Origin of the sequence: Mycobacterium sp. AZCC_0083 (assembly GCF_014202335.1) — a bacterium.
Lineage (GTDB): Bacteria > Actinomycetota > Actinomycetes > Mycobacteriales > Mycobacteriaceae > Mycobacterium.
Genome location: NZ_JACHGP010000024.1, coordinates 71,244 through 98,242, shown reverse-complemented (window position 1 = coordinate 98,242; position 26,999 = coordinate 71,244). Strand labels below are relative to the sequence as shown.

26 protein-coding genes are annotated in these 26,999 nt (G+C 63.0%); all 26 read right to left on the bottom strand.

From position 1 onward, the window contains the following. Positions 1 to 2: 2 nt before the first annotated feature. Positions 3 to 1,148: an alpha-hydroxy acid oxidase gene (locus tag HNP02_RS38360; RefSeq protein ID WP_184445882.1), complete on the bottom strand. Its 1,146-nt coding sequence runs from the start codon at positions 1,146 to 1,148 to the stop codon at positions 3 to 5. Then, positions 1,145 to 4,612 carry an indolepyruvate ferredoxin oxidoreductase family protein gene (locus HNP02_RS38355; protein WP_184445881.1) on the bottom strand — a complete coding sequence of 1,156 codons (3,468 nt, stop codon included), beginning with the start codon at positions 4,610 to 4,612 and terminating at the stop codon, positions 1,145 to 1,147. Before HNP02_RS38355 ends, HNP02_RS38360 begins: the two co-directional genes overlap by 4 nt. Before the next feature lie 223 nt (positions 4,613 to 4,835). Next, entirely contained in the window at positions 4,836 to 6,623 is a 1,788-nt protein-coding gene (locus HNP02_RS38350) for a CoA-transferase (protein ID WP_309241853.1), read from the bottom strand. After that, positions 6,620 to 7,351: an SDR family oxidoreductase gene (locus HNP02_RS38345; protein ID WP_309241852.1), complete on the bottom strand. Its 732-nt coding sequence runs from the start codon at positions 7,349 to 7,351 to the stop codon at positions 6,620 to 6,622. Before HNP02_RS38345 ends, HNP02_RS38350 begins: the two co-directional genes overlap by 4 nt. A gap of 37 nt (positions 7,352 to 7,388) precedes the next feature. Continuing rightward, a complete protein-coding gene (locus HNP02_RS38340) occupies positions 7,389 to 8,174 on the bottom strand; it encodes an enoyl-CoA hydratase-related protein (protein ID WP_184445879.1) in 786 nt (261 codons plus the stop codon). Positions 8,175 to 8,192: 18 nt separating this feature from the next. Beyond that, the gene (locus tag HNP02_RS38335; RefSeq protein ID WP_184445878.1) at positions 8,193 to 9,026 is read right to left on the bottom strand and encodes an enoyl-CoA hydratase/isomerase family protein; all 834 of its coding nucleotides are present in this window, start codon (positions 9,024 to 9,026) and stop codon (positions 8,193 to 8,195) included. Continuing rightward, complete coding sequence (locus HNP02_RS38330; RefSeq protein WP_184445877.1) at positions 9,023 to 10,186, bottom strand: acyl-CoA dehydrogenase family protein; 1,164 nt, start codon at positions 10,184 to 10,186, stop codon at positions 9,023 to 9,025. Before HNP02_RS38330 ends, HNP02_RS38335 begins: the two co-directional genes overlap by 4 nt. Beyond that, complete coding sequence (locus HNP02_RS38325; RefSeq protein WP_184445876.1) at positions 10,186 to 10,587, bottom strand: Zn-ribbon domain-containing OB-fold protein; 402 nt, start codon at positions 10,585 to 10,587, stop codon at positions 10,186 to 10,188. Before HNP02_RS38325 ends, HNP02_RS38330 begins: the two co-directional genes overlap by 1 nt. Positions 10,588 to 10,589: 2 nt before the next feature. After that, positions 10,590 to 11,756, bottom strand: coding sequence for a thiolase family protein (locus HNP02_RS38320; RefSeq protein ID WP_184445875.1), 1,167 nt, complete (start codon positions 11,754 to 11,756; stop codon positions 10,590 to 10,592). Positions 11,757 to 11,823: 67 nt separating this feature from the next. Then, entirely contained in the window at positions 11,824 to 13,026 is a 1,203-nt protein-coding gene (locus HNP02_RS38315) for an FAD-dependent oxidoreductase (protein WP_184445874.1), read from the bottom strand. Beyond that, positions 13,023 to 13,349 (bottom strand): 2Fe-2S iron-sulfur cluster-binding protein, encoded by a 327-nt coding sequence (locus HNP02_RS38310; RefSeq protein WP_184445873.1) that lies wholly within the window; start codon positions 13,347 to 13,349, stop codon positions 13,023 to 13,025. Before HNP02_RS38310 ends, HNP02_RS38315 begins: the two co-directional genes overlap by 4 nt. Before the next feature lie 103 nt (positions 13,350 to 13,452). Continuing rightward, positions 13,453 to 14,148 (bottom strand): GntR family transcriptional regulator, encoded by a 696-nt coding sequence (locus tag HNP02_RS38305; RefSeq protein ID WP_309241851.1) that lies wholly within the window; start codon positions 14,146 to 14,148, stop codon positions 13,453 to 13,455. A gap of 27 nt (positions 14,149 to 14,175) precedes the next feature. After that, positions 14,176 to 14,760, bottom strand: a complete 585-nt coding sequence (locus HNP02_RS38300; RefSeq protein ID WP_255507444.1) for a hypothetical protein — start codon at positions 14,758 to 14,760, stop codon at positions 14,176 to 14,178. A 29-nt stretch (positions 14,761 to 14,789) separates the two neighbouring features. Next, positions 14,790 to 15,617 carry a hypothetical protein gene (locus HNP02_RS38295; protein WP_184445871.1) on the bottom strand — a complete coding sequence of 276 codons (828 nt, stop codon included), beginning with the start codon at positions 15,615 to 15,617 and terminating at the stop codon, positions 14,790 to 14,792. Between the two features lie 29 nt (positions 15,618 to 15,646). Then, positions 15,647 to 16,447, bottom strand: coding sequence for an HpcH/HpaI aldolase/citrate lyase family protein (locus HNP02_RS38290; RefSeq protein ID WP_184445870.1), 801 nt, complete (start codon positions 16,445 to 16,447; stop codon positions 15,647 to 15,649). Positions 16,448 to 16,470: 23 nt separating this feature from the next. Then, positions 16,471 to 18,072: a thiamine pyrophosphate-binding protein gene (locus HNP02_RS38285; protein ID WP_184445869.1), complete on the bottom strand. Its 1,602-nt coding sequence runs from the start codon at positions 18,070 to 18,072 to the stop codon at positions 16,471 to 16,473. Positions 18,073 to 18,103: 31 nt separating this feature from the next. Next, positions 18,104 to 18,655 carry an isochorismatase family protein gene (locus HNP02_RS38280; RefSeq protein ID WP_184445868.1) on the bottom strand — a complete coding sequence of 184 codons (552 nt, stop codon included), beginning with the start codon at positions 18,653 to 18,655 and terminating at the stop codon, positions 18,104 to 18,106. A 56-nt stretch (positions 18,656 to 18,711) separates the two neighbouring features. After that, on the bottom strand, positions 18,712 to 19,128 hold the full coding sequence (locus tag HNP02_RS38275) for a limonene-1,2-epoxide hydrolase family protein (protein ID WP_184445867.1): 417 nt from the start codon (positions 19,126 to 19,128) through the stop codon (positions 18,712 to 18,714). Positions 19,129 to 19,155: 27 nt separating this feature from the next. After that, positions 19,156 to 20,391, bottom strand: coding sequence for a cytochrome P450 (locus HNP02_RS38270; RefSeq protein ID WP_184445866.1), 1,236 nt, complete (start codon positions 20,389 to 20,391; stop codon positions 19,156 to 19,158). A 61-nt stretch (positions 20,392 to 20,452) separates the two neighbouring features. Next, a complete protein-coding gene (locus HNP02_RS38265; protein WP_184445865.1) occupies positions 20,453 to 21,214 on the bottom strand; it encodes an SDR family NAD(P)-dependent oxidoreductase in 762 nt (253 codons plus the stop codon). Positions 21,215 to 21,293: 79 nt separating this feature from the next. After that, positions 21,294 to 22,124 carry an SDR family NAD(P)-dependent oxidoreductase gene (locus tag HNP02_RS38260; RefSeq protein ID WP_184445864.1) on the bottom strand — a complete coding sequence of 277 codons (831 nt, stop codon included), beginning with the start codon at positions 22,122 to 22,124 and terminating at the stop codon, positions 21,294 to 21,296. An 82-nt stretch (positions 22,125 to 22,206) separates the two neighbouring features. Beyond that, entirely contained in the window at positions 22,207 to 23,430 is a 1,224-nt protein-coding gene (locus tag HNP02_RS38255) for a cytochrome P450 (protein ID WP_184445863.1), read from the bottom strand. 51 nt (positions 23,431 to 23,481) lie between these two features. After that, positions 23,482 to 24,615 carry a serine hydrolase gene (locus HNP02_RS38250; RefSeq protein ID WP_184445862.1) on the bottom strand — a complete coding sequence of 378 codons (1,134 nt, stop codon included), beginning with the start codon at positions 24,613 to 24,615 and terminating at the stop codon, positions 23,482 to 23,484. 38 nt (positions 24,616 to 24,653) lie between these two features. Then, positions 24,654 to 24,947, bottom strand: a complete 294-nt coding sequence (locus tag HNP02_RS38245) for a Dabb family protein (protein WP_184445861.1) — start codon at positions 24,945 to 24,947, stop codon at positions 24,654 to 24,656. Positions 24,948 to 25,131: 184 nt separating this feature from the next. Then, entirely contained in the window at positions 25,132 to 25,458 is a 327-nt protein-coding gene (locus tag HNP02_RS38240) for a 2Fe-2S iron-sulfur cluster-binding protein (protein WP_184445860.1), read from the bottom strand. Between the two features lie 141 nt (positions 25,459 to 25,599). Then, positions 25,600 to 26,778, bottom strand: a complete 1,179-nt coding sequence (locus HNP02_RS38235; RefSeq protein WP_309241850.1) for a cytochrome P450 — start codon at positions 26,776 to 26,778, stop codon at positions 25,600 to 25,602. Between the last annotated feature and the right edge of the window lie 221 nt (positions 26,779 to 26,999).

The following is a 26,999-nucleotide window of genomic DNA, read 5'->3' as shown; positions in this document are numbered from 1 at the left end:
CGCTATCCGTCGGGATGTAGCAGGTCAGTACCGATGGAATCGATTGTTGGCCGCCCCGACAACGCCATCGCCATGTCGAGTTCCGTACGGAACACGTCGATCACACCACTGACACCGCGAGCACCGCCCGCAGCCAGCCCCCACCAATACGGTCGGCCCACCAGCACCGCACGCGCACCCAGTGCCAGCGCCTTGAGGATGTCGCTGCCACGCCGCACGCCACCATCGACGAGTACCTCGGCGCTGTCGCCGATTGCCTCGACCACTTGCGGCAGCACTTCAGCGGTCGCAGGAGTGTCGTCCAGTTGCCGCCCGCCGTGATTCGACACCACTATCGCGTCCGCCCCCTCACGAACAGCCGCCCGTGCATCGTCCACCGTCAGAACGCCTTTCACGACGAGAGGCCCGGGCCACAGCCGGCGCAGCCACTGCAGTTCGCTCCACTCCGCGGCAGGGTTGGTGAGTTCGTCGTTGACCCATTGCATCAGTGCCATTCCCTTGGCGCCAGGGGCTAGATCCTTGAAGTTGACGAAGGTGATCTCCGGTCCTCTGACGAGATGCGTGACCCAACCCGGATGACGGGCACCCTGATAGACGTTGCGGGGTGTGATTCGCGGCGGGATGCTCATGCCGTTGCGCAGGTCTCGTTCCCGTCGGCCGAGAAGTGGCACGTCGACGGTGACGACCAACGTTGAATACCCAGCCGCGATCGCGCGGGATATCACGTGCTCGAGGGCCTTGCGGTCACGCCAGGGGTAGACCTGCAGCCACAGGTCCCCAGAACCGGCGTCGGCGATCTCCTCAACGGTGAAGGCGGTCGATGCACTGACCACGAACGGGATGTCGGCTTGGCCGGCGGCTCTTGCGACTTCGAGATCGGCCCGGCGGTGCACGAGTCGCTGCAAGCCGGTGGGTGCCAACAGCAGCGGCATCGACAAGCGACGGCCCAAAACCGTTGTCTCCATGGAGCGTTTGCTCACATCGACCTGCTGGCGAGGATGCAGGCGCAGCTGCGCGAACGCCGCCCGGTTTAGATGCATCGTCGTCTCGTCGCCTGCGGCACCGTCGGCGTAGTCGAAGACGAACTTCGGGAGTCGGCGTTGTGCGATCCGTCGGTAATCCTCGATCGTCACCGGCCGGTCGGTCATGACGGCGACGCCTCGGCGAACTCATTCAGGTGGGCCTGCTGCAGTTGCAGCGCCCGCTGGGCCGACTCGTCCTTGACCGAGTCGTAGCCACGGACCGCTTCGGGCATCGACGCGATCCGGACAGCGGCGTCATAGTTGTCATCACTGAGTTGTTCCAACAGTCCCAAGATCTCACGCTGGTAGTCCCCGATGCGCCGTCGTTCCTCGCGCCGGTGCTTGGTCTTTCCGAAGACGTCCAGCGGAGTTCCACGGACGCGGCGGAGCGCCGAAAGCACGGTGAACGCGGGTTCGATCAACCCGAATGGAATTTCAAACTTTCGTGCCCGGCCGGTCAACGGATCGCGTGCGTTGAACAGCTGTGGCGCCAGGTTCACCGCGATGCGGAAGTCGCCATCGAACTCCTCGTGCAGTCGTCTCTTGAATGCGGGATCCTTGTACATCCGCGCCACCTCGTACTCATCCTTGTACGCCATCAGCTTGAACAGGTAGGTTGCAACGGCCCTGCCCAGCTCGCCATCCACGCGCCCGATGCGCTGCTCGGCGGTCCGGACCTCGTCGACGAAAACTCGGTAACTGCTGGCGTAACCAAGGCTTTGGTATGTCGCCAGCCGTTCGGCACGGTCGTCGACGATTTGCGCAACGGATGGCTCGTCGTCGGTCCCAGACGCCGCGGGGCCGGAGAGCAACTGACCGACCGAACCGTCTCCAACCGCAAGCAGCCGCCCCAGCCGCAACGCCTGCAGATTCTTCTCAACGCTGACCCCGTTGAGCTCGATTGCCTCTTCAATGGCCTTGACGCTGACCGGAAGTCGACCTCGTTGTGCAGCAAATCCGATCAACAGCACGTTGGAGTAGATCTCATCGCCCAGCGCGCCGATCGCCAGCTCGTTGGCATCGACCAGATCAAGCCGGCCGCCGGTGGCCGCCCGCAGTGTCTGCACCATCTGCTCGTCACCCAGGTTCAGATCAGGGTTGTCGGCGAACGCGACCGTCGGCTTGACATCCCGATTCACGACCGCGCAGGCGCGTGCAGTGTCGTACAAATCCAGCGTCGCCTGCGCAGCGGCCACCACGATGTCTCCGCCGATGATCAGATCGGCGGACCCGGGTGCGATCCGCGGTGAGAGCAGGGCGTGGGCTTGCGAGCTGATCCTGACATGGCTCTGCACGCTGCCATTCTTCTGTGCCATCCCAGTCTCGTTGAGAACCGAGACGAACCGCCCCTCGACGAATGCAGCACGGCCCAGGATCGCACCAATGGTCAGCACGCCGCTGCCTCCGATTCCGCCGACGACGATGTCGTAGGTCTCTTGATCATCGCCTGCGAGGACGGGATCTGGAATCGCGGAAACGGTGTCGAGCGCCTCAATGCCCACGATTCGACGCACTCGCGGTGTCGCGCCGTAAAGCGTCACGAAGCTCGGGCAGTACCCGTCGACACAGCTGAAATCCTTGTTGCAAGAGGACTGGTCGATCCGGCGCTTCCGGCCCAACGGAGTATCGAGCGGTTCCACGGAAATGCAGTTCGACGTCGAATTGCAATCGCCGCAGCCTTCACACACGTCGGGGTTGATATAGGCGCGCTTGTCCGGGTCGACGGCGCGGCCGCGCTTGCGGTGACGGCGCAACTCGGCTGCGCACTCTTGGTCGTATACCAGCACGGTCACGCCTGGGACCTTGGCCAACTCGGTCTCGACGTTGAGCAACTTCTTGCGATGCTCGACACGTACCCCACGAGGAAGGTTGCCGCGCTTGCGGACTCGACGTGTGTCCTCGGTGACCACGACAACCTTTGATGCACCTTCGGCCATCACGATGCGGCAGATCGTCGGCGTGTCGAGCTGGCCGGGAATGTCCTGCCCGCCCGTCATCGCGATGAACCCGTTCACCAGAACCTTGAACGTGATGTTGACACCCGCGGCGACAGCGGCGCGCACGCCCATCGAACCCGAATGAGAGAACGTGCCGTCGCCGACGTTCTGGAACATGTGAGTGCGATCGGTGAAGGGCGACATACCGACCCACATGGCGCCTTCCCCACCCATGTGATGCAGGATCTCGGTCTGGCGGCCGTCCATCTCACTCATGGTGGCCATCGCGTGACAACCGGTGCCGCCCAAGTTCATATGGCCGTCGGGCACCCGCATGGAGGTGCTGTGCGGGCAGCCCGAGCAGAACCCCGCCGCCCGGACCAGTGCTCCGCCGACCGGGGTAAGGCTCAAGTTGCGCAGATCCATGGCCGGCGTCTTGTCCGGCGCGGTATCGATGTCGTATCGGCCGAACCGCCTGCGCAGCGCAGAGGCGACGATCCGGGCGTTCAAGCCGCTGAGTTCCGGAACGAGGGGCGCGCCGCGTTCGTCTGTCTTCCCGACGATCAGCGGCCTCTCCGTAGCGGACAGCCGATTGGCCAGCCTGTTCAGCTGGTCTTCGATGATCGGGTGCTTGGCCTCGACGACGATGACTTCGTCCAGGCCGCGCATGAAATCGAGCGCGCCGCTTTCTTCGATCGGCCATACGAGTCCGAGCTTGTAGACGCTGACACCGGCTCGTGCGGCACGGTCCTCGTCGATGCCGAGATGAGCTAGGGCATCGATGACATCCAGATACGCCTTGCCGGCAACGGCAATACCCAGCCGGCGATTGGTTCCGCCGACTGCGATCTGGTTGAGTCCGTTGGCCCTGGCGAACCGGCCAACCGCCGGAATACGCCGAAGGCGGATGTCTTCCTCGATTTCGAGCAGGCCCTTGCGCAACTGGATGGGTGGCGGTTCGTGGCCATCAGGAACGGAGAATCCGGGGATCTGGCTCAGATCGATTGTCGCGGCGGCGTCCACCAGGTCGTTGAGGCAGATCATGCCTACCCATAGCTTGCTGTAGCGCGACAGTGCCCAGCCGGCCAAGCCGAACGTCAGGAACTCCTGGAGTGTGGAGGGGCTCAGGATGGGCATGCCCATGTGCATGAACAGGGGCTCGCTTTGCTGTGCCGTCACAGTGCTTCGGGCCTCGTGATCGTCGCCCGCGAGTGCAAGCGCTCCACCAAGGCGCGAGGTTCCGAAGTAGTTCGCAGTCCGCATCGCGTCCGTTGATCGTTCGACGCCCGGCCCCTTCCCGTACCACATGCCGAAGACGCCGTCGAGGCGGCTACCGACGCCGCCGGTATCGAGGTTTTGCGTGCCCCAGATCGCAGTCGCTGCAAGGTCTTCGTTGATCGCAGGGTTGAACTCGACGCCGAGGGTCTTCAGTCGTGAACGCTCCCGCCGTAGCAGCGAATCAAGTCCACTCAGCGGCGATCCTGGATAGCCCGTGACATAACCGGCTGTGTTGTGGCCGGCGGCCGCATCGAGCTTGCGCTGAATCACGGGCAGTCTCAACAGGATATCCGAACCGGTCAGATAGGCCTGGCCCGTTGTGAAGTCCAATTCATCGAGCGCCGGGTCATGTTGGCGTCCTTTGGGCGTCGGCATGTGAAGGGGAACGACCTTTTCATCGAGTGTGGAGGCGACTCCGCTACGCCGCCCTAACAAACCAGCGGGCCACTAAACCGTATACCGGATACGGTATAAGAGCAAGCGGAACGGGCTCACATTTCCGGTGCCGGCGACCGGTTCGCTCACTTGGTCGGCGGTAACACACCCGCGGGCGTCGCCTCGAACAGGCTGGGTCCAATAACGTTGGTGTGTGGCCGAATTAGGGAATTGCGGCGGTCGGCGTGGCGCGCGGACGCCGATCGCGCAGGAACAACTGGTCTGGGTCGAATGCCCGAAGCACATCGAGCTCCGCGGGTGTGGGTGCCGGCTCCACGATGGGGCGTGGTGCGACGGCATAGGCGAATCCGGTTCGGCGTCGAACTTCGGCGAGAGCTTCGTCGACGTTGTCACCCGACGCCGGGAGCAGTGCGGTCAATACGAAGGATGACTCACCGTCGACGCGCTGGAAGACGCAAAGGTCGGTCACGATGGTGCGAACGCGTGCTCCTGGTGAGGTCACGTACCGCACGCTGTCGACAAGCCTGTCTCGCTGGTGCGACACCGTGACGATCACCTCGTCAGCGCCGCTGAGAACGTCGTTGGCGCCTCCGGAGCCGACGATGAAGTCGCCGTCGTCGGTATAGGTGGAGTTGATGGCCCCGGTGCCGTCGATCTGGCCCGCTCCGACGAGGCCGACGCTCTTCGTCGCCGGACCCGAAACATAGGTGCCGAGCACGCTCATCACGTCGGTGAGCATCTTGTTGGTCGGCACATTCTGGCCCGCAAAGATGAACGGCTCTCCGGGGCCGGGGGTATAGCCGAACAAACCGATCTCGGCCATGAGGTCGACGTCGACGCCTGCATCGCGCAACCGGCGGGCGCCCAGCCACGCGGCGAGATTGGCAAGGCCAACCCCGGCGAGAATGGCATGGTGCCCGCGGGTTCGCACAGCTTGTTCGAGCCGCCGCGCGGTGACGACGACTTGAGTCTCCAGGACCCCGGCGGGGCGGTCGGTCGGTACGTCGGCGACCTTGGGCGGCGTCGTGCTGCGGCGCAGCGCCGCGACGCGGTTCGTACCGAGGTGGGCCAGATAGTCCCTGTGGCCAGGCAGCGCCAGTATCCACTCGGTGATGTAATCGCGAAACGTCGCCGTTGTCTTGCTGGCTGCCAGCGTCGCCGCCATGAACTCGGCATCCTCGGTATAGCTGTCGATCCCAGCGATGCCCGGGTTGTTGAACCCGTACGGATGAGCGCCGAACGGTGCTTCGCAGACCGCCCGCACGACGTGGCCAGGAATGCGGACGAGTGTGTTCATCCTGCGAATCTCTTCGGTGGACACCAGTTTCTCAACCGTCGCGATGACACCTCCGGTCGCCGCCAGTGCGCCGGCCTGGCCTTCGCCGTATGGCGCTGCGAGGACGATGTTGCCGAACTCGTCGGCGGCGGCGGCGTGCAAGAGCACGATGTCGGGCCGTAAGGCACTGACCAAGCTCGTCGAATTATGCTGTTCGCCAGGGACGTTGATGAGTTCGCCGCGGCGCGCTGCCTCATCGCCCATTGAGCTGCCTCTCATCGATTGCACGGGAAAGTGCGACACCCCCAGCGCTCCTGCCGTGAGCCGTGCAATCAGGGCCCACAGCGACCAGTGCTCGATCTCGACCCGCCCTTCGGAGATGGCTCGAACCAGCGCAGGGTTGGGCCGAGCCACTGGATAGTTCTCTCCGGCGAAGGACACGATGAGCTTGCGAACCAGTCCGAGTTCGATCAGAGCGTGCTGAAGATTCACCAGGCCCGCCGAGACGACGGTGAACTGCGGGTTGGTGCCGGCAAAGCGGCGGGCCAGTTCCTGCAGGGCGGCATTGGGCCTGGCGTCGGAGTAGCCGACGTGCACGGTCGCGCCCGGTTTGACGAAGCGCTCGATTGCCTCGCCGAGGTCCGCCAGTTTCGACGCCCCTTCGTCGACGCGCAGGTCGAACCGAACCTGTCGGACGGCGTTCGGAGCGTTCACGATGTCATTGTCAATCCACCACTGACACTTATGGTTTGGCCGGTGATGAAGCTCGCCGCGTCGGACGCCAGAAACACGATCGGGCCCGCCTGTTCGATTGCGGTACCCATTCGCTTGAGCGGCACAGCTCTGATCATCTTCTCTATGACGTGCTGGTCGGATTGCGCACGAAGCAGCGGCGTATCAGTAGGACCCGGAGAGATGGCATTGATGCGGATGCCGTCGCGAGCGACCTCGCGTGCCAACGATTTGACGAACCCGATCACGCCCGCCTTGGCGGCGGCATAGACGGTCTCCCCCATCGTTCCGACTTTGCCGGCATCGGAGCTCGTCAGGACGATCGTCCCCGACTTCTGTTCGCTGAGGATCCGTAATGCGGAGCGGCACAAAAAGATCGAACCCATCAGGTTGATGTCCACGATCTTCCGCCAGTACTCTTCGTCCTCCTGCGCGAAGAACGTCGTGTCGGACCATCCCACCGTGCTGGTCACGATATCGAGCCGGCCATGGGCCTCGATGACCTCGCTGACCAGTAGGTCGGTTTGGTCGGGCTTCGTGATGTCGCAGATGTGTTCGGAGACTCGGGCTCCTAAGGAGCGCAACGTCTCTGCGGTCTCGGCGACACCGTCCTTGTTGATGTCGGCGACTGCGACACTGGCTCCTTGGGCGGCGAACAGTTCCGCCGTCGCTCGGCCGATTCCACTACCACCACCGACGACGATGGCCACCTTGCCGTTGCAATCCACTTTGTTGCCTTTCTCGGAGTTACTTTCGGAACTGTGCGAAATCAGGGGCGCGCTTCTGCAGGAATGCCTGTGTGCCCTCGTGAAATTCGTCGGTGCCGTGGATAAAGTTGATCATCTGCTGGCCGTGTTGCACTGATGGCCATAGTTGGTCGCTTTCAAAGTTCAGCGAGATCTTGGCGACCCGCAGTGCCTGCGGGCTCAGCGCCAGCAGCTGCTGGCACCATTCATCGACCGCCGTGTCGAGTTCATCTGCCGGGACCGCCTTGTTGATCAGGCCCATCTCCACTGCATCAGGGGCCGGGATCTGCTGGCAGAGCATGACGATCTCTCGAGCGCGCCGCTCGCCGACGATGCGGGGCAGGAGCTGGGTGCCCCACCACACGGGCACGCTGCCCATCTTTGGTCCGGCCTGCCCAAACTTGGAATCCTCGGATGCGATGGTGAGGTCGCACAGCATCTGCAACTCGTTGCCACCACCGACGGCATATCCCTTGACGCGAGCAATGATCGGCTTGCCACAGCCGCGCATGATCAGCGACAGATTGCTGGTGCGTCGGTTCATGCGGGCGGCGCCGACCGGGTCGGAGGCGTTCTCCCATGCGATGTCACCGCCCGAGCAGAAGGCCTTGTTGCCGGCGCCGGTGAGGACGATGACCCCGACCGTCCGGTCGGCTTCGGCGGCGCTGAATGCCGCGATCAGATCGTCGAGTGTTTCCTCTCGGAAGGCGTTGTACTTCTCGGGTCGGTTGATGGTGATACGCGCGACGCCGTCGGCGACTTCGTACAACACGTCAGTGAGATGCATGCGTGCTCTCCTATGAGCTCAATGGGGTTGGAAAACGGGTGTGGTGCGCGACCGGAAGGCGTCGAATCCGGTCTGGGCGTCGTCGGATGCCATGTGATCGACGGCCAGGCAGCGCTCAGCGGCGATCGCGTCGGTCAGTGGCCGGTCTGCACCGATGCGCACCGCGGCCTTGATCGCGGCATTGCCCGATCTGCTCTTGCGGGCCAAGGTATCTGCCATGAGTTGCGCCTCATCGAAGACGTCGGCATCGTCGACGACCCGATTGACCAGGCCTAGCTGAAGTGCCGTCTGCGCGTCGACGGCTTCGCCGCTCATCAGCATCCACATAGCCACCCGTGGTGGGATCAGCCGCGGCAGCCGCTGGGTGGAACCGCCGGCGGGGAAGAGACCGAAGTTGGCGTGCTGGTCGCCCAGCACCGCGCTGCGCCCCAGCACGACGAAGTCACATGCCTGGGTCAGTTCAAGACCTCCGGCGTATGCGAACCCGTGGACCGCGGCGATCGACGGCACGGGGCTGTCCTGGAGCAGCAGCAGCGATTCGTGCCAGAAGTCGAGGAATGTGCTGAACTGGGTCTTGTCGCGCACCAGTGCGGAGACCTCATCGAGATCGCCACCGGCCGAGAACGCACGTCCCGTTCCGCGCAGGATCAGTGCGCCAACCGACGGGCTGCCCTCAATGCCGGACAGCGCGGTCCGAATGCCCTTCAGGACACCGGAATCGATTGCATTGAGCTTGTTCGGGCGGTTGATCGTCAGGGTGGCCACCGACGAGGTGATGCTCAGGACGACCCGTCCTTCACAGCTGTTCGACACCTCTCGCGTCAGTGGCAGCCACGAGAGTTCTTCGGTCACCGGGCCAACTCCCCGAAGTAGGTTCGCGCTATGAGCATGCGCAGAATCTGGTTGGTTCCCTCGTAGATCTGATTGATCTTGGCGTCACGCAACAGCATCTCGACCGGAAAGTCACGAACGTATCCGGCTCCACCGTGGACCTGTACGCCCGCAGACGCCACCTCCATCGCGACATCGGATGCATATGTCTTGGCGATCGCCGCCAACCTCGAGGCATCGGGATGCTGCTGGGTGAAGGCACGCACCGCGTCGTAAACCATTGCCCGTGAGGTGTATACGCCGATGGCCATATCGGCGATGAGAAACTGCACCCCTTGGTAGGCCGCGATTTCCTTGCCGAATTGCTTGCGTTGGCCGGCATAGCGGGTCGCGGCGTCCAGCGCTCCTTGAGAGATTCCCAGCGACATCGCTGCCACACCGAGGCGGCCTTCGTCGAATCCGCGCATCAGATAGCTGAATCCACGGTCGGACTCTCCGATGAGGTGATCGGCCGGTACTCGCACGTCGTCGAACTGCATTTCAGCGGTTGCCGAGCCGTGCAGGCCCATCTTCTTCTCCCAGCGCGCTGCAGCGACTCCGTGGCGGTCCGCTTCAACGACGAACAGGGAAAGCCCGCGGGGTCCGGGTCCGCCGGTACGCGCCAGCACGGTGTAGAAGTCTGCGAACCCGCCGTTGGTGATGAATCGTTTGGTGCCGTTGATGATCCAGCGGTCACCGTCCATTCGGGCCTTTGTGGTGATGCTGCCGAGATCTGAGCCGAAGTCGGGCTCGGTGACCGCGATGGCGCCGAGCATGTCTCCGGCCGTCGCTGCCTGCAGCAAGGGACGTACCCAGTCGGCTTCGTTCTCGCCGGTGGCATGCAGGGCGATCAGTTTGGTGGCCAGCCAATGCGCGGTCAGGTACGTGCATGCGCTCGGGTAGACGCGCGCGATCTCCTCTAGGACGACGCACTGATGCCCGATGTCGCTCTGGGTACCACCGTATTCCTCGGGTACCACGAGTCCGAAGAACCCCGCGGTGCCCAAGATCTGCTGGATTTCGGGGTTGAACGTCGCCGATTCCTCGGTCTGTTCAATCAGAGGCGAGATCTTGGACTCGGCGATATCACGTGTCAGAGAGGCGAGATCCCGTAGGTCTTCGCTGAGGTCTGATTGCTGCATCAGGTCTCCACCCTCGAGAACATCGGCGCCAGCACGCGGCGGTCACCGGTGCCTATCCACTCCACGTTCATCGCCACCCGCTGGCCGTGTACCGGTGGCGGTTCACCATCGGCACAGGTGATTTGGGCGAAGAAGCGCACCCCTTCGTCTAGATCGATGTATCCGGCCCAGAAGGGGACATCGAAGCCTTGAGGCGGTATCGCGATCCTCACCGCCTCATAGATCGTGCCGGCACCGGTCAGGCTGGTCGGCGTGCACGGCGTCGCGTCGTTGGGGCACAACTCGCGTGGGGGCACCCTGACGTCCGCGCAACGCGGACAGCGGCTTGCGCGCAACCGGTATGCAGCGCCGCTCCCGTCGAGAAGTGAATACCCCAGCGACAGCTCTCCCAGTTCGGGCATCTCTACCGCGCCGCCAGTATCGTGATCCCCGACGTTGCGAAATCACCTTCGTGGAAGCCACCGGAGATGTGGGCCAATGCAGTTCGGGCGCCACGCACCTGACGCGCACCCGCACGGTCGTTGAGTTGGTCGCTGATCTCGACGATCTGCGCGACTCCGGTTGCGCCGAGCGGGTGGCCTCGGTTGAGCAGGCCTCCGCCGGTATTGACGGGTATGCGGCCATTCAGCGCCGTGTCGCCGTTCTCGACCAGCTTGCCCCCCGCACCTGGTTCGCACAGTCCCAAGTCTTCGTAGTGGATGATCTCGGCGAACGAGAACGAGTCATGGACCTCTGCGACATCGATGTCCGACGGTCCGATGCTGGCGATTTCATAGGCTTTTCGCGACGTGGACCTGTCGAGCGAGAACGACGTCATGTCGCGGTCTTGATCTCGGTAGTACCCCGTCCCCAGTACCGATGCAGCGATGCGGATCGTCGGTTGCAGTCCGAGCTTTTTTGCACCGGCCTCGTTGACCAGAACCGCTGCTGCGGCGCCATCGCCGGTGGGGCAACAATCGAGCAGGTTCAGCGGCGACACCACCGCTTTGGAGCCCACGACATCATCGATGGTGATGGGATCGCGATACTGGGCCTTCGGGTTGTGTTGTGCCGCTGCTCGATTCTTCACCGCAACGGACGCGATCTGCTCGCGAGTGGTGCCATACATCTCCATGTGCCGGCGCGCTGCCATCGCGTAGTAGGCCGGAGGGGTGAACCCTTGTTCGCCCTCCAGCGCCATGCCATCGGAGGTCAGCGGGCGCCCGGCCCCGTCTCGGGACGACATCTTCTCCACGCCGACGACCAGCGCGATGTCGTGGATACCGGCGGCAAGTGCCATGTGCGCGATGTTGAATGCCACCGCACCCGAGGCACAGAACGCCTTCTCGTTGTAGACGGGCACTCCTTCGATGCCGAGCTCCCAACCGATCAGCTGCCCGACGCCGCTTTCGCGGGAGTGCAGCATGCCGCTACGTGCAGACCCGCAGGCGATCATCTCGATGCGCTGTGGTTCAACTCCGGCGTCGGTGAGCGCCTCGCGTCCGGCGGCGCGTCCAAGGGTCGCCAGGGTGGCGTCGCGGAACTTGCCGAACGGCGTCATCCCGACGCCGGCCACGTAGGTAGTGACCATCAATCGTCTCCTGTCCGGGGATACTGGATACGGACTACGTGTACGCAGTGGTTTCTTCAGCGGTACGTCAGACCGTCACCGGAGGCGGCGGCTTGGCGCTGAAACTGCGGGCAGCCGTCAGCTGCTTGCGGGCATGCGCGTGGTCTCTTGGCGAGTTGACTGATTCGCATCCGAGCAGTTCCGTACCCCGGTAGCAGTACACCGAGAACTTGTCAGGTCCGGTCTCGACCTTCTCGGTTCTGTCGTACCCAGAGGTGAGACCGGCCATTTGGAGTTTGCGGCCGTGCTGCTCGGTCCAGAACCACGGGACGACGTCGTATGGCGAGACCTGTTCGCCGGCAATGAACGCCGCGACGTGGCGTGCGTGATCGCTGGCGTTCTGCACTGACTCCAGGCGTATCCCCGATTGCGTGCCTGCAATGACGCGAGGGAAGCGTGCGCAGTCGCCGATCGCCGAGATGTTCGGGTCCGTGGTGCGCAAATGCGCGTCGACGAGTACCCCATCGCTGGTCGCCAGCCCGGCTTGAGCGGCCAGGGCGTCATTTGGAACGACTCCGACGCCGACCACCACGGTATCGGCGGTAATGCTCGATAGTCCAAGGCGCAACTCGATACGATCCGCGACCGGCTGCAGCGACGAGACCTTGCTCAAGAGCCGTACGTCGACGCCGGCGCCGGCGTGCAAGCTGTGGAAGTAACGTGAAATAGGCTCTGAGACAGCGCGTCCCATCAGGCGCGCCGCGGCCTCCAAGACGACGACTTCCTTGCCCGCATGGATGACCATCGACGCGGCTTCCAACCCGATGAATCCACCGCCGATGACGACTACGCGTTTGCTCGCGGCGATCCGCTCGCGCAGTTTGACGCTGTGGTCGGCGGTATGCAGGTGGCAGACGGATTCCGCGCGGGCACCCGCAACCGGCAAGGGGCGTGGGCGTGCGCCAGTCGCGAGCACCAGGTGGTCGTACTCCAGCGACCCGCGCCCCTCAAGGTGCACCGCGCGGGCGATGCGGTCAATACCGATGACTCGATGGCCAAGTGCGAGTTCTATGTCGTGATCGTCGTAGAAGGCGGGCGGCCGAAAATGCGTGTCCGACAGCGTTTCCTGTCCGGCCAGAAACTTCTTGCTCAACGGCGGCCGCTGGTACGGCAAGATCTCTTCCGTGTCGACCAGGGTGAGCTCGCCGTCCCACCCCATCGTCCGAAGTGTGGCGGCTACGGTGAAGCCGCCGTGTCCAGCGCCTACGACTACGACCCGGCGCGCTCTCACAACGCCTGCTCTTCGGGTAGGTAGACGACGATGCCGTCCAGTTCATCACAGGCTTCGAGCTGGCATGACAGTCGACTCGTGGCCCTTCGTTCTGACGCAGTGTCCTCCAACATGGCTTCCTCGTCCTCCGATAGCGGAGGAAGTGCGTCGAGGTCCTTCGAGTCGACATAGACGTGACAGGTCGCGCACATGGCCTGGCCGCCACATTCGCCGAGAATGCCTTCCACGCCGTTGGATTGAGCTCCCAGCATCAGCGATTTTCCGGAAGCGATATCGAATGTTTCTCGGATACCGTCGGATTGAACGTACGTCACCTTCGGCATGCCGGCCGCCCTTTCGTCGCCGTAAACTGTCGCTCCGTGTTCCGTATACGGTATACGGGACACACACAAATTGCAACCGCACGTCCGTCGCCGAAGCGATTGATCAGTCGAACTGAACGCCGTGGGCAGCCAGGTGTTCCACCAGGCCGCGGCCGGATTCCACGACGTGCTCGGTCATGTACTTGCCGGCAGTCTTGTGCTTTTGGGCCCGCATCGCGGCCAAGATCCGCGCGTGATCGGCGTTGGAATTGGCGTTCCACTCTGGAATCTGCTCGAGGAAGTCGCGCGGCAGATCCACCGACACCTTGCGCAGTGCGACTATGAGTTTTCGCGACCCCGACATGTGGTTGATCCTGCGGTGGAAGCTCCAGTTGAGCTCAACCATGGCACCCTGGCGCGTCTGCTCGGCGGCGTCGAGCATCGACCCGTGAAGCCGGTCCAACGATTCCAGATCCGCCGCGGTCGCGCGCTCGGATGCGCGTTCTGCGGCCATACCGGTCAAGACGCCCTCAATGGTGAAGGCATCCATGAGGTCTTCCTTGCTCAGCGGCGCCACCACGATGTGGCGCCCACTGTCGAGCGTCATCAGCCCCTCGTGCACCAGCTCGCGCAGTGCGTCGCGCACCGGCATGCGGCTGGTGCCGAACCGTTCGCACAGTTGTTGCTGTGAGGTTCTGGTTCCGGATGGGAGGACGCCAAGCAGAATTTCGCGTCGCAATGTGTCGGCGATCTGATTCCCGAGCGGATTGCGCTGCAGTTCGCTCGAGGTCAGCACGTTCGAGCCCGCGTCAGCACTCACCTAAATCCTCCTGTTGCCCACGGCCGACTAGGCCCGTTCATCCTGTATACCATATCCCTGTTTCATGTAACGGTCCCCCGCCTGGACGGATCGCCGCTGAACGTTTGCCACCACGACTCGCAACTCCCCTTTCCGCACCTTGCCCGTCGATGTCACGGGAAGCGCGTCGATCAGGTGCAGTCGTTCGGGAAGCGCGAACTTCGCCACCCCGCCTTCGCGCAAGAACGTACACAGATCCTCGAACGTCGGCGCTGCGTCGGCCACCGCCGGCACCACTACCGCGCAGCATCGTTCACCGAGCCTGCGGTCCGGGTAGCCGACCACGGCGACGGCGGCAACACCGGGATGGGTGGCGAGGCGCTCTTCGATACCACGCACGCTGATGTTCTCGCCGCCACGGATGACGATGTCCTTGATCCGGCCCGTGACCCGAATTCGCCCGTCCTCGTCCATGGTCGCGAGGTCGCCCGAACCGATACTAGGAACCGCGGAACGCCCACTGGCCAAGAAGAGGTCGAGCCACGTCTCCGAGGTCCAAAGGCCACGCCCCTCGAACTCGGCACGGATCGAGTCGTCAACCCAGCAGGTGAGATGTGGGCGGTTCGTTGACATCGACTCGCTCATCGCGGCTCGCGCGGCCACTACGCCGATACCGGCAGGCCGATGCACGTCGCTTCACCGGATTCCATGCCGTACAGGTCGTGGGTCTCGCCGAAATCCGAGAACAGGATCGTATTTGCGCCGAGCCGTCGTCCATCCAAAGACATTGCACCCGAGCCAATCCAAAGAATCTGAGTGCGTTCGGCAGACAATCGTAGCGCAGCGTCATCCGACCAGCGGTAACTGACGACGTTGAGATCTTCATCGGTGAAGTGTCCAAGCTCTTTGACGTCTACGCCGTCGGACTTCTTCGACCAATCGAATCCCTCGGGCCGCATCACAATCGGTTGCTGATACTTCGGCGAAGGAATGACCAGAGGCTTGCCGTTGACCGCCTCCCACACGGCGTTGGTGCCGTCCTTGCGCACCTCTTGACCATCGTCGTCAACCGAAACGTAGAACCCGTCCTTGAATTGACCGGTGTTGGCCAGTTCGGCGTAGGCAGCATCCGACTGCTCGCGGGTGACCCAATCCGGACTCCACTGCAGGAGAAAGATCTCCGCAGCCTCGAAGCGCTCGGGGCCGTAATAAGCACCCGCCGGGAAGAACGTCGCGTCGCCAGGACCTGCGATCTGTTCGTATCCGTAATCCGTTTCCCCAGAAAGGGTCAGCCGGATTTGGTCGAAGTTGTGGCGGTGCCGGGGCGCGGTGAACACGCCGTGCCCGTCGTGATACTTGACGAGGTCCGAGGTGTAACCGACACCAGGGGTCAGCTCGCCTTCGCGGATGAACTTGCGGGAGATCTTGCCGGTGCGGGTGTTGGCCTTCACCGGATCCCACGGCATCTCGGCGGTGTCCAAAACGAACATTGTGTGAGCTCCTCCTCAGCGCAGGGTAGTTAGTGTGAAACAGGTGTGCTTGCCCGGTCGGGCGGCCTCAACAACTTGGCTCGCGACTGACGGGTGCTGGCCACACCGGCGTCGAGATACTGAAGATCCGAACCCATGGTGACAATCTGGGCGCCGCGAGTTATCCACGTAGCGGCGGCCTCCTCGTTGCCCGTGAATACGCCAAACGGCATCTGCTGCTCAAGGCACACCGTGGCGATGCGCATAACCGCTTGTGTCACTGCCGGATTGGCCAGATCGTGCAGGTAGCCCATCGACACCGCTAGGTCAGCGGTGCCGACGAACACCGCCGTTAGGTCGTCGGTGGAGACAATCCCGTCAAGGTCGTCCAACGCATCGACGTGCTCGATCATGGCGATGACCGCGATCTCGTCGTTGACCCGCGCAATGTAGTCGGCGCGGCCCCCATGGAGGCGGCTGGCGCGGCGCGGCCCGAAACCGCGAATACCCTTGGGGGCATAGAAACATGACCGCACCGCAAGGTCGCAGTCAGCACGCGAACGCACACCCGGAATGAGCACGCCTTCAGCGCCGAGGTCCAGAGCCTGGCCGACCAGGGCCGGGTTGTTGTCAGCCACCCGTACGACTACGGCCGCCTCCGTGGGATGCAGCGCCGTCAAGACGCCCTGCAGCTGTGCCGCACTCATCGCAGAGTGTTCGGTGTCTACGACGACGAGGTCCACACCGGCGGCTCCCATGACCTCGGCGGTGAACGGATCGGGGATCGTGATGAAGCTCGCCACCGAGGATGAGCCTTCGCGTAGCCGCTTGAGCAATGGGTTGTCACGCATTGTCTACTCCGTCCCGGCGTCCATTAGACGCGCTGAGGATCGATACGGACGTCGAGCACGATCGGTCCGGCTGCGAAGTCGACTTTCTCCAGAGCATCTTCGAGTTCCTTCTTGTTTCGTACTGTGACGCCGTGCGCACCGATGGCCGCAGCGATTGGCCCGAAGTCGGGCCAGTCGAGTGTCGTGCACGCGGGGTCCATCCCGCGATTCGCCAGGTGCACGTACTCCGCGCCGTAGGCGCCGTCGTTGAGCAGCAGCACGATGATGTTGCGCCGCTGCATGACTGCGGTCACGAGTTCGGACAGACCACCCTCGGCGAAGCCGCCGTCGCCGACCGCCAACAGCACTGGGCTGTCAGGAGCGGCGTAGGACGCGCCAAGGGCGACACCGATACCCAGCCCGATCGACCCGTAGTTGACTGCATGGACGTACTGGGACGGGTGCTCCACGTGTAGGGCAACGAAAGCGTGCTTGATGAACCGCCCGTTGTCGGTGACAAGGATGCGGCCACTCGGCACGAAGCTGTCCACCAGGCGCAGCGCCGTGTGGATGTCGACGGTGTCATCGGTGCCGCGGTCGGTCGTCTCGGTGTTGCGCGCGGCGATTCTCTGGACCGCGCGATCGATGAAGGCGGTCTTGGCGACTTCGGCTTCGTCCAGCAACCGCACGAAGTCTCCCGCCGCGCTGGCCGCGTCCGCGGCAACGGCGACGTTGACATGTGAGTAACGGTTCAGACGGGCACGGTCGATGTCGACGTGCACGACCCGCTTGTCGTCGAGCAGTGCGCCCTCTGCAGTGGTCCACTCATTGAGTCCGGCACCGAAAGCGATGACGCAGTCGGCCTGCCCGATGATGTCGAGCGCCACGTCATCGGACAGGGTCCCGAAGATCCCGATGTTGCCGGGAACGTCGGAGAACAGGTCCTTGCCGCGCAGCGTCGTCGCGACGGGGGCACCGAGCCGTGCGGCCAACTGCACTACGGCTGCCCTGGCGTCGTCGCTTCGCGCCCCTCGACCGGCCAGGACCAGCGGCCGGTCGGCGGAGGCGATCACGCCGACGGCCTCTTCGATGGTGTCCTGATCGGCCAACACCGTAGGCGACATCGTCGGCGCGCCGAGTATCGGTTGATAGTCGACCTCTTCCCACTCGATGTCGATGGGGATGTTGACCATTACGGGCGCCGCTTCGGCCCAGGCGAGTCGGACAGCCTCAGCGATGTCGGCAACTGCGCTCGCCGCGCTGCGAACTTGATGAAAGTGCACTCCGGCGCTCACAACGACGGCCCGTTGGTCGATGTCCTGGATGTGATCGTGCTTGGTCATCGGGGTATCGCCGGCGAGAACCAGCATTGGGACTCGGCCCCGTTGTGCCTCGATCAGCGCGGTTAGCGTGTTCGTCAGGCCGGGTCCGTGTGTCACGGTTGCCGCACCGAGCTTGCCCGACACTTGGGCGTAGCCGAAGGCTGCCATCACCGCGCCGGCCTCGCTCGACGTCGGGACGTACCGTCCGCCCGCTTTCGTGCGGAAACTGTCGATGATGAACAGGTTGGCATCACCGACCACGCCGAACAACTCGTGAACATCGTTGTCGGACAGCGCCTGAGCCAGCGCTTCGTGGACATGCATCAGACTCGACCTCGCTGTGGGCACGACGGTGTCACAGGCGTGCCAGAACTTCCTCTGTCGTTGCCAGCTCGGCAAGCTTCGGGAAGATCTGGTTCACGCTGTGGCTGTGGGCATGAGCGTCGAGGTCCCCGATGGCGTCGGTGACGACCACGACATGGTAATTGCGTTCATGAGCGGACCGTGCCGTCGATTCCACGGCCTGGCTGGTGGTGACACCGGTTAGGAACAATTGGCCGGCACCGACCTCCATCAGCAAGGCCTCCATGCGGTCGTCGTGAAACGCGCCCCACCCGAACTTGCTGAACGTCTTGTCCGACGGTGCCACACCGAGCTCCTCGGGCAGGTCGGTCCAGTTCTCCGGCAGGTCCCCCATCTGGGGGGAGACGTCCACCCGTCCCGAACTGCCGCCTGCCACGTTCACCCACACCACCGGAAGGTTCTTGTCGCGGAATGCCTTCGCCAGTCGGGCGGAGTGCTCGAAGATGTCCGAGGATGTGTTCGGCGTTGTCGGCATGCCTGCCGTTGCGACCTGCAGGTCAAGCACGATCAGGGCGGCGTTGTCTTCAATTGCGCTCAATGTCATGAAAATTCCTTTCCGGGGTATTCGCCCGAGAGTTGTTGGAGCGGTTTGTTGAATCGCTACTGGTCACCGGCCATCGCGGCGACGAGAGCAGTGGTGTCGCAGTAGTCACGAAAATGCTTGATCAGGCCGTCCTCGTTGAACTCGATGACACCGCATATCGGAATCGACAGCGCCACCGATCCGTCGGCGCGGATGATGTGGTCGATGCGTTCGTTGTAAACGAGATTGCCTACCTGCGCGATGTTGAGCGTCTCAACGTGGATACGGTCCATCGCCAGCGAACTCTCGTTGGAAGGCCGCAGGATCTGTTCGTACGCCTCGTCGACGCCATGGACTTGAGGGAAAACCGGTGTGTTCCACCAAATCGCGTCTTCTGCGAAGTACTCGTGAAACGACGCGCACATCGTCGGAAAGTCGGTGTTCCAGGCATCGAAGAACTTCAGAGCACTCGCGGCGTGCGGATGATCGGTCATGGGCAGTTCCTTCCTGTTACGTCGTGACTACTCGTCGAAGACCAATGGCGCGCTGAACCAGCTGTGCCGCAACACATGGACGACGGGTACGGGCTCGCTGACCTTGCGTATGCTCGAGAACCGGTCGAGAAGTTGGCTGAGGAAGATCCTCATCTCCGTGCGTACCAGCTGTGCCCCAATGCACATGTGAGGCCCGAACCCGAACGCGACGTGCTGGGTTGCGTTTGCGCGACCGACGTCGAACGTATGTGGATTCGCGAAGGCTTCTTCGTCGAAGTTGCCTGCCGCGTAGAGCAAGAAGATCCGTTGACCAGCCTTGATCTTGACGCCACGAATCTCTGTATCCTGCAATGCAGTCCGGACGAATGAACGGGCGGGAGTTACCCAGCGCAACGCTTCTTCGATGCCGAGATTCACCCGTGACCGGTCCTCTTTGAGAAGAGCCATCTGATCCGGGAAGTCTGCGAACGCCAACATGGTGCCGGTGAGCAGTGCCCTTGTGGTGTCGCTGCCTGCGGCCAATACCGTTGTGCTGTAGGCCAAGATGTTCGCGTCCGTCACCGGTTGCCCGTCAAGGCTGGCCTGCAACATGTCGGCGACCAGACCGCTACCAGGCGTAACACGCTGGCGGGCGAACTCCTCTTCGAATACCGTGTTCATCGCGGCGAACGCTGTCTTTGCCGCTTCGATCTCCTCCAAGGTGTCAACGGAGTTCATGTCTTCGAGGGAGTCGCTCCAGTTCTTGACCATCTCGATGTCTTGCACCGTGATTCCCAACAGGCGGGTGGCGATCATGATGGGGAGCTGGTCGGCGATCTCGGTGACGAAGTCGATCGGAACACCTGGCTGGATCTTGTCGATCAGTTCGGTGATGTACTGCTCGATCAGCGGCTTCATGTCATTGATGTTGCGGACGGCGAAGGCCGGAGTGATCAGGCTCCGCAGTGTCTTGTGGCGAGGTGGGTCGGCAAACGCGAAATGCTCTGCATCGCTGGGGAAGAACCCGTCGAAGACCGACGTCTCGGCGGCGGTGTCCTTCTGCATGCGCAGATCGTTGAGGAACAGCCCATGGCCCGATGAGAAGACACCGGCCTGCCGGGCGGCCTCGCGGATGTCATCGATCTTCGTGAGTACGAAGATGTCCAGCGGTTCGTAGTAGTAGACCGGGTGGTCGCGCTGCAGGCGGGCGAACACCGGATATGGATCACCGATGTAGAAGTTGGGGTCCTCGAACGGAATGAACTGCTCGACCTGTGATGTCATGTACTTCCTCCGGGGCTGTGTTGGCATGTCGGCGATGGACGGCGGAACGCTCGAGGCACGGTCATAGGGCCGGCCCCGCAAGCTGACCCCCGTCGACGAAGAGATGGGACCCGGTGGCGAAGCCGCTGTCGTCGGAGGCCAGAAAGGCTGCGGCGCCTGCGATCTCTTCGGGCTGCGCAATCCGTGGGATCGGGAATCGCGCGTAGAAGGCGTCTTGGTCGAAGCCATCGAATGCAGGACCCTGGCTCATGGGAGTCTCCACTCCCCCGGGGTGCAGCGAGTTGACCCTGATCGCCGATGGCCCCAGCTCGAGCGCTGCCGACTTGGCCAACGACATGTTGGCGGCCTTGCTGGCCGCGTACGAGGCGAACCCTGCCGCTCCAACCATCGAGGCGGTCGAGGACACGATGATCACCGATCCGCCGCCGCGTTCACGCATTGCGGGGATGACGGCCTGGATTCCGAACACCGCGCCGAGCACATTGACGTCGAAGCTCATTCGGTAGTCGCTGCCGTCGGTATCCGCTATCGAGCTGGGGATCATCACGCCGGCGTTGTTGACAAGCACGTTGGGCGGACCGAACACCGCGTGGCATCGAGCGACAATGCGTTTCCACGACTCCCGCTCACGAACATCGAGCGTCTCGAAGCGCAACTGCTCCTTGGCGACGCCATCGGCGTTTGGGCTCGTGACGTCACCGACCATCACGAGGGCCCCCTCAGCGACGAAGCGCTCGGCGATCGCTCGCCCGATGCCGCGCGTCCCTCCGCTGACGATTGCGATCTTGTCCGTCAGTCGCGTGCAGTCCGTGGAAACCGCCATCGTCAGATCGCTCCCTGCAGCCAAACTGCCCAGGTACCACCAGTGGCGTGGTTGCCCAACGGGTTTCGAACGGCGATGATCATGGCTGCTTCGTCGGCGGGGTGACAGTACCTGCGCGATTCAGGAACAACTCACCGCCGCCGTCTGCCATGATCGCCTGGCCGTTGACGAACGACGCCTCATCCGAGCACAGGAACAGGTGCAGGTATGCCACCTCGATCGGCTCGCAGATGACGCGACGCGCGCCCTCGATCTTGCCGGTGCGGCGGGTGGCTCGCGCCTTCTCCAGTTCGTGATCGTCATACTTGTATGACTCGTCGATGTTGGTCAGCATCCGTCCTGGGCACACGCAGTTGACTCGGATGTTGTCGTCGGCGAGCTCGGCGGCGAAATGCCGAGTGATGCTGACGGCCGCCTGCTTCGAGGCGCTGTAGGCGGCCAGCTTCGCGCCACCCAATGTGGTCAGGCCGGCGATCGACGCGCTCGACGTCATCGCGCCACCGCCGGCGCGGCGGATCGCGGGTGCAGCGTATTTGAACGAGCGCCAGGCGCCCGCCGCATTGACCTGCATCACCTCGTCGAACTCGTCCTCGGTGACGTCTTCGAGAAGCTTCCGCGAAGCGGCACCGCCGATTCCGGCGTTGGCCACCATGATGTGCACGTGCCCGAAGGTCTGTTCGGCATGATCCACTAGTGCTTTCACTTGATCGGGATTGCGCACGTCGGTGTATTGGTACGTTGCCTTGCCGCCCTCGGCCTCGATCTTCCTGACCACATCAGCGCCGCGCTCGTCGTGGATGTCACCAAGCGCGATTGCGGCTCCCTCCTCAGCGAAGAGCCGTGCCGTGGCCTCACCCAGTCCAGAGGCTCCCCCGGTGATGATGGCGACCTTGCCCTCAAGCCTGCCCATTGGTTCGTTCTCCTCGCGTTTCGATGTGATCAACATGCGGCCGTTCGCCGCTTGGTCGTTTCTCGCCCTGCGAGCCGTGCGGTCACACCGGCTGCGATGTGAATAGGACGTGAACCGGTGTAGTGAGCTTGAATATGGAGCCCTCCAACCCGGGCTCGGGAGCATCGGGATCCAACCGAAGGTTCTCCAGCCGATTCACGATCCGCGAGACTCCCTCCTGTAACTCGACTCTGGCGAGGGACGAGCCAGCGCACGCACCGATCCCGACGCTGAACGCGAGGTGCTGACGGGGGTTCTTGCGTTCGAGATCTACCTCGTCGGGATCGTCGAACCTGGTGGCGTCACGGTTTCCAGACCCGATCACGGCGGCGACCTTGTCGCCTTCGTGAACGTCCGCGCCCTCTAGCTCAAAGTCTCGCTGGCAGATGCGGTTACGGAAATGAACCGTCCCGACCAGGCGCAACGCCTCTTCGATGAAGTTGCCGACGGTACGCGCATCGGCATGCCGCACCTTCTCGAGCATTCCCGGCGTCGTGAGTATCAGGTGCAGCGCGTTGACCATCGATGTACGCGTCGTATCGCTGCCGCCTGCGAAGAAGGTTCGAACCAGGCCGTACCGGGAATCTTCGGTCCACCCGTCAAGTGCCTCGTCGCGCCACACCCGGCTGATGATGCTGTCGTCGGCATTCGTCTTGCGTTCATCCATGTAGGGGCGCAGGAGCCGGTCCACTTCGTAGGTCGCGGCAAGCGCGATCTCGGCATGCGGTATCGCTTCCTCGGGTTTGAGGTAGACGATGCCCTTGTAGTGCTCGATCTTGTTCAGGTTGACCCGCATCTCGGCCATGTAATCGTCGTCGCGCCACGGCAGACCAAGCACACCGGCGATGACGCGGTCGGACACGCGTTCGGCATAGTCCTGCACCAGTTCTGCGCGCCCGCGCGGGGCGATCTCGTCGACCGTGGCTTCTACGATCTCAGAGACGACACCCGCGCGGTACCGCTCGATCTCGCGCGGGTTGAAGATCTGCAACCACCACCGACGGTGCGCCAGGCGTTCCTCACCGACGAGGCTGAATGGCGAGGCAACGATCCGGCTGTACTTCTCGCTTGGCACGATCTGGGTCGGCAGCGGCCGGGCGAAGGTATCTTCGTCGGTCAGGACGTCCCGAACCGCGTTGTAAGAAGCGGCGACCCAGTTCTTCGTCGGGTCCTCCCAGGTGACCTTCTCGCGCGCACGGGCTTCCGCGTAGTAGTCATAGGGGCACCTGTCGACGGTGTCGCCGAGATAGTGGATTGACTCACTCATGTGCTGATAGCTCCTCATTCCCTTCGTTCTGGCCCATCGGATGCCTTGCGCTCAGGCAGCCAATGACCGTGCGTATTCACCGATCTCGTGGAATGGGTGCTCGCCGGGTGGTAACGGCGGCACGATGCGGAACATCCGGTTATGGCAAATGGCGACCGCGAGGCCGGTGTCCAGGTCGGCCCACGCGATGGATCCTCCAGCGCCGTTGGATGCCAACGTGTGTCGTCCGGTGCCGATGACGGGTTCGGCAGGCGGTGTCTCGCCGCCCAACCAGTACCCGCCGATGCCGATCCATGGCACCTGGCCGAGTACCGGGTCGATCTGATCGGAATTCGGTCGGGGCTCGGTGAAGGCTGCGACGCGGTCTGCGCTGAGTAGCCTGCGGCCGCCCAGGTTCCCCTTACCCGCAATCATCGCGAAAAGTCGTGCCACGGAACGGGCGTTGGCGATACCGCCGGCGCCGGGGATGACGGCGTCGTAGAGGACTGGATTGTTCCACAACTCGCCGGGCTCCACCGCTGCCGGCATCGCCTGCGCCCGAAGTGGTGGCGGATCGACGCGCAGGGTGGCGCCGGTCGTCAGTTGGGCGATCCGGTCATGCTGGCGACCATTCATTCCCACGTAGAAATCGTCGATGCCGAGCGGCTCGAGAATGTCTTCGCGGGTGAACTGGGCGAAATTCCTACGGGCGGGATCGGTGCGGCGGACGAGCTCGCCCAATAGCCATCCGTAGCTCAGCGACGCGTAAGCGCTGGAACCCACGGGCAGGATTGGCTCGAGCGCGGCGATGCTCTCCACACACCACTCCCAGTCCTGCAGACGTTCAGGGGTGACGCCAGCAGGCATCTGCGGAAGGCCGGCTTGATGGGTCAGCAGTTGACGCACCGTGATGTCCTGCTTGCCGTTGACCTTGAACTCAGGCCAGTACGCGGCGGCCGGCGACTCATAGTCCAGCAAGCCCCGCTCAGCTTGTAGGTGAATCGCGGTGGCAGCCAGCCCCTTCGTCACCGAGAAGATGGGGAACAGAGTCGATCCCGTCACCTTGGTCCCGTGCGAATCGGCGTTGCCGATCCAGCTGTCGATGATCAGGTCTTCACCGAGATATGCCGCGACCTGTACACCGCGTTCGCCGCGATCGATCGCGGTCTGCAGCACCGCTTGCAGGGTCGCATCGCTTCGACTCATCGGATGAGTTCCGTTGCTGACAAGGAGATTCCTCTTCTCTAGAACTCGAAGTCGACGACAGTGCGGCTCTCGACCCCTTGCCGGATGAGGTCGACGAGATCGAGGTGCGCCTGGTGCCGTTCGTACGACGCATAGTCACCGACCGAGTCCAGATCGACGATGATCGCGAAGTCGCTGCTGCCCGCGGTGACGCCTGCGTCGGTCCCACACGCCACCGCACGCACCTCCGGAATTGCCTCGGGTAGACCGTTCACGCTTTGCGCGACCTTCGTGCGATACGACTCGTCAGCGTCGGCTTTGAAGTTGATCAGGACCGCGTGACGGAACGTCATTTCTTCCCTCCAGTGATTCGCAATTTCACACAATTGACCAGCGAACGGGTAATCAGGCCAGTTGGCTTCGCGGGCCGCCTTACGGGTCGAACTTGCCCTCATTCGTTACTCGTATACCGTATCCGGTGTACGGATATTAGGCAAGGAGGTGGTGTAACCGTTTCGATTCGACTACCCGGTCTGCTTAGAGCCGCTGAGTTGCTGGCACATGGACGACGAGCCCATCGAGCTTGCCGTGACACCCGATCTGGCACGAGAGACGGCTGAACTTCGTCGGCTCTTCGGATGTCGCTTCAAGCATGTCTTCCTCATCGTCGCTGGGCTGAGGTAGTGCGTCGAACCAGTCCGGGTCGACATAGACATGGCATGTCGCACAAGACAAATCACCGCCACACTCACCGACAATCCCGTCGACGAGATTGTTGACGGCTGCCTGCATTACCGACTCTTCGGTCGCGGCGACGATCTCTTGGCGTTGGCCGTTGGGCTTGATGAAGACAATCCGGGGCATGAGCAACTCCTTGCCAGATCATGCGCGATGGGCTTGCAGGCGCGCCCATATTGCTGTACGTAACGCCTCCCCCGCGCGGAGAGGACGCGCGTGTCGGGCGGGCGGCATCTGCTGCGAGGACGTGATTCCTCAGCGATGCGACTAGACAACGCGGACCGGTAGCGACAGCAGCTGGTTGATGAGTGTGCTCCACCCGCGCTGCGGCTCGCCGTTGATCTCCAGACGAATGTCGCGGCGGTGCATCTCCTCGAACAAGATGCGCGAGTCCATCTTTGCAAGCACGTTGCCCACGCACCGGTGCAGACCACTACCGAACGCTAGGCCGTCCCCACCTGCCAGCGCCTTACCGCGAGGCCGCAGTGGGTCGAAACAGTGTGGGTCGACGAACACCTCGGGGTCACGATTGGCAGCGATCAACATCAGTTGCATCGTGTCGTTGCGTCGGATTGCCTGTCCGTGGAAATCGATGTCCTCGGTGGCCGTGCGAGTGACGTTCATTGCAGGCGTCACGAAGCGAAGGAACTCTTCGACGACGGGGTTGAACTCGCCGGCGTCGAAGGCAGAGTTGCACGTGTCCCGAATATCCTTGTCCTCAAGGATGTGTCGCATGGATTGGCCGATCAGCGTGTGGGTTGTTTCATATCCGGCAATCAGCAGCGCTGCGGTGTACATGGCGTATTCGCCTTCGTCGATCTCGCGGCGGTCTAGGCACTGAGCAAGCACACTGACCACGTCCTCCTGCGGATCACGCAGCTTTTTCTGACCCAGCTCGGCCATGTACGCATTGACTTCCCCGAACGCTTGCGCCAACGCCGCCCCATCATCCTGGTTGACCTGGCCCGTGAAGATGGCGTCGGACCAGTCCACTACCTGGCCGCGCAGTTCGCGCGGCACGCCCATGACCGCCGCGATCACTCGGGACGGAATCAGCCGAGCAACATCCGCGATCCAGTCGAAGCTGCCACGCTGCAAAGCGTCGTCAAGTGTCTCGTTGACGATTTCACGGATCCACTCGTCAAAATGCGCAACCACCCGCGGGCCAAAGGATTTCATCGCCACGCGGCGCACGCGGCTGTGCACGGGTGGGTCCATGAACAGGATGTGCTTGCTCATGGGACCGTCGCCGCCCATGTTCGCCAGGGGAAAGAACGCACCGGGAACCGAGCTGAACGCCCCCGGCTCCTGCTCGATCTCGACAACCTCGTTGAACCGTGTGACAACCCAGAATCCGCCGTTGTAGGTGCCGTCGGCCGCGTCCTGCCAGTACAGGCCCGGCCGCGCACGCAATTCGTCGAAGGCATCGTGCGGAATGCCTGCCACGAACGTAGCCGGATCAGTGAAGTCTGGAATCTCGATCGAGCTATCTGCCAGTGTCGTCACAACTAACACCTCCATACATTTTGTGCGGGTCGGCGCTTGTCGCCTCCGGACAAGCGCGAAGCAGCGGCAGGACGCGAATCGTCCACCGCGTGCTACATCACACTCGACCTGGTATACCGTATCCCGATAGACGGTGTACCTGCAAGTGCCAAACGGTGGGC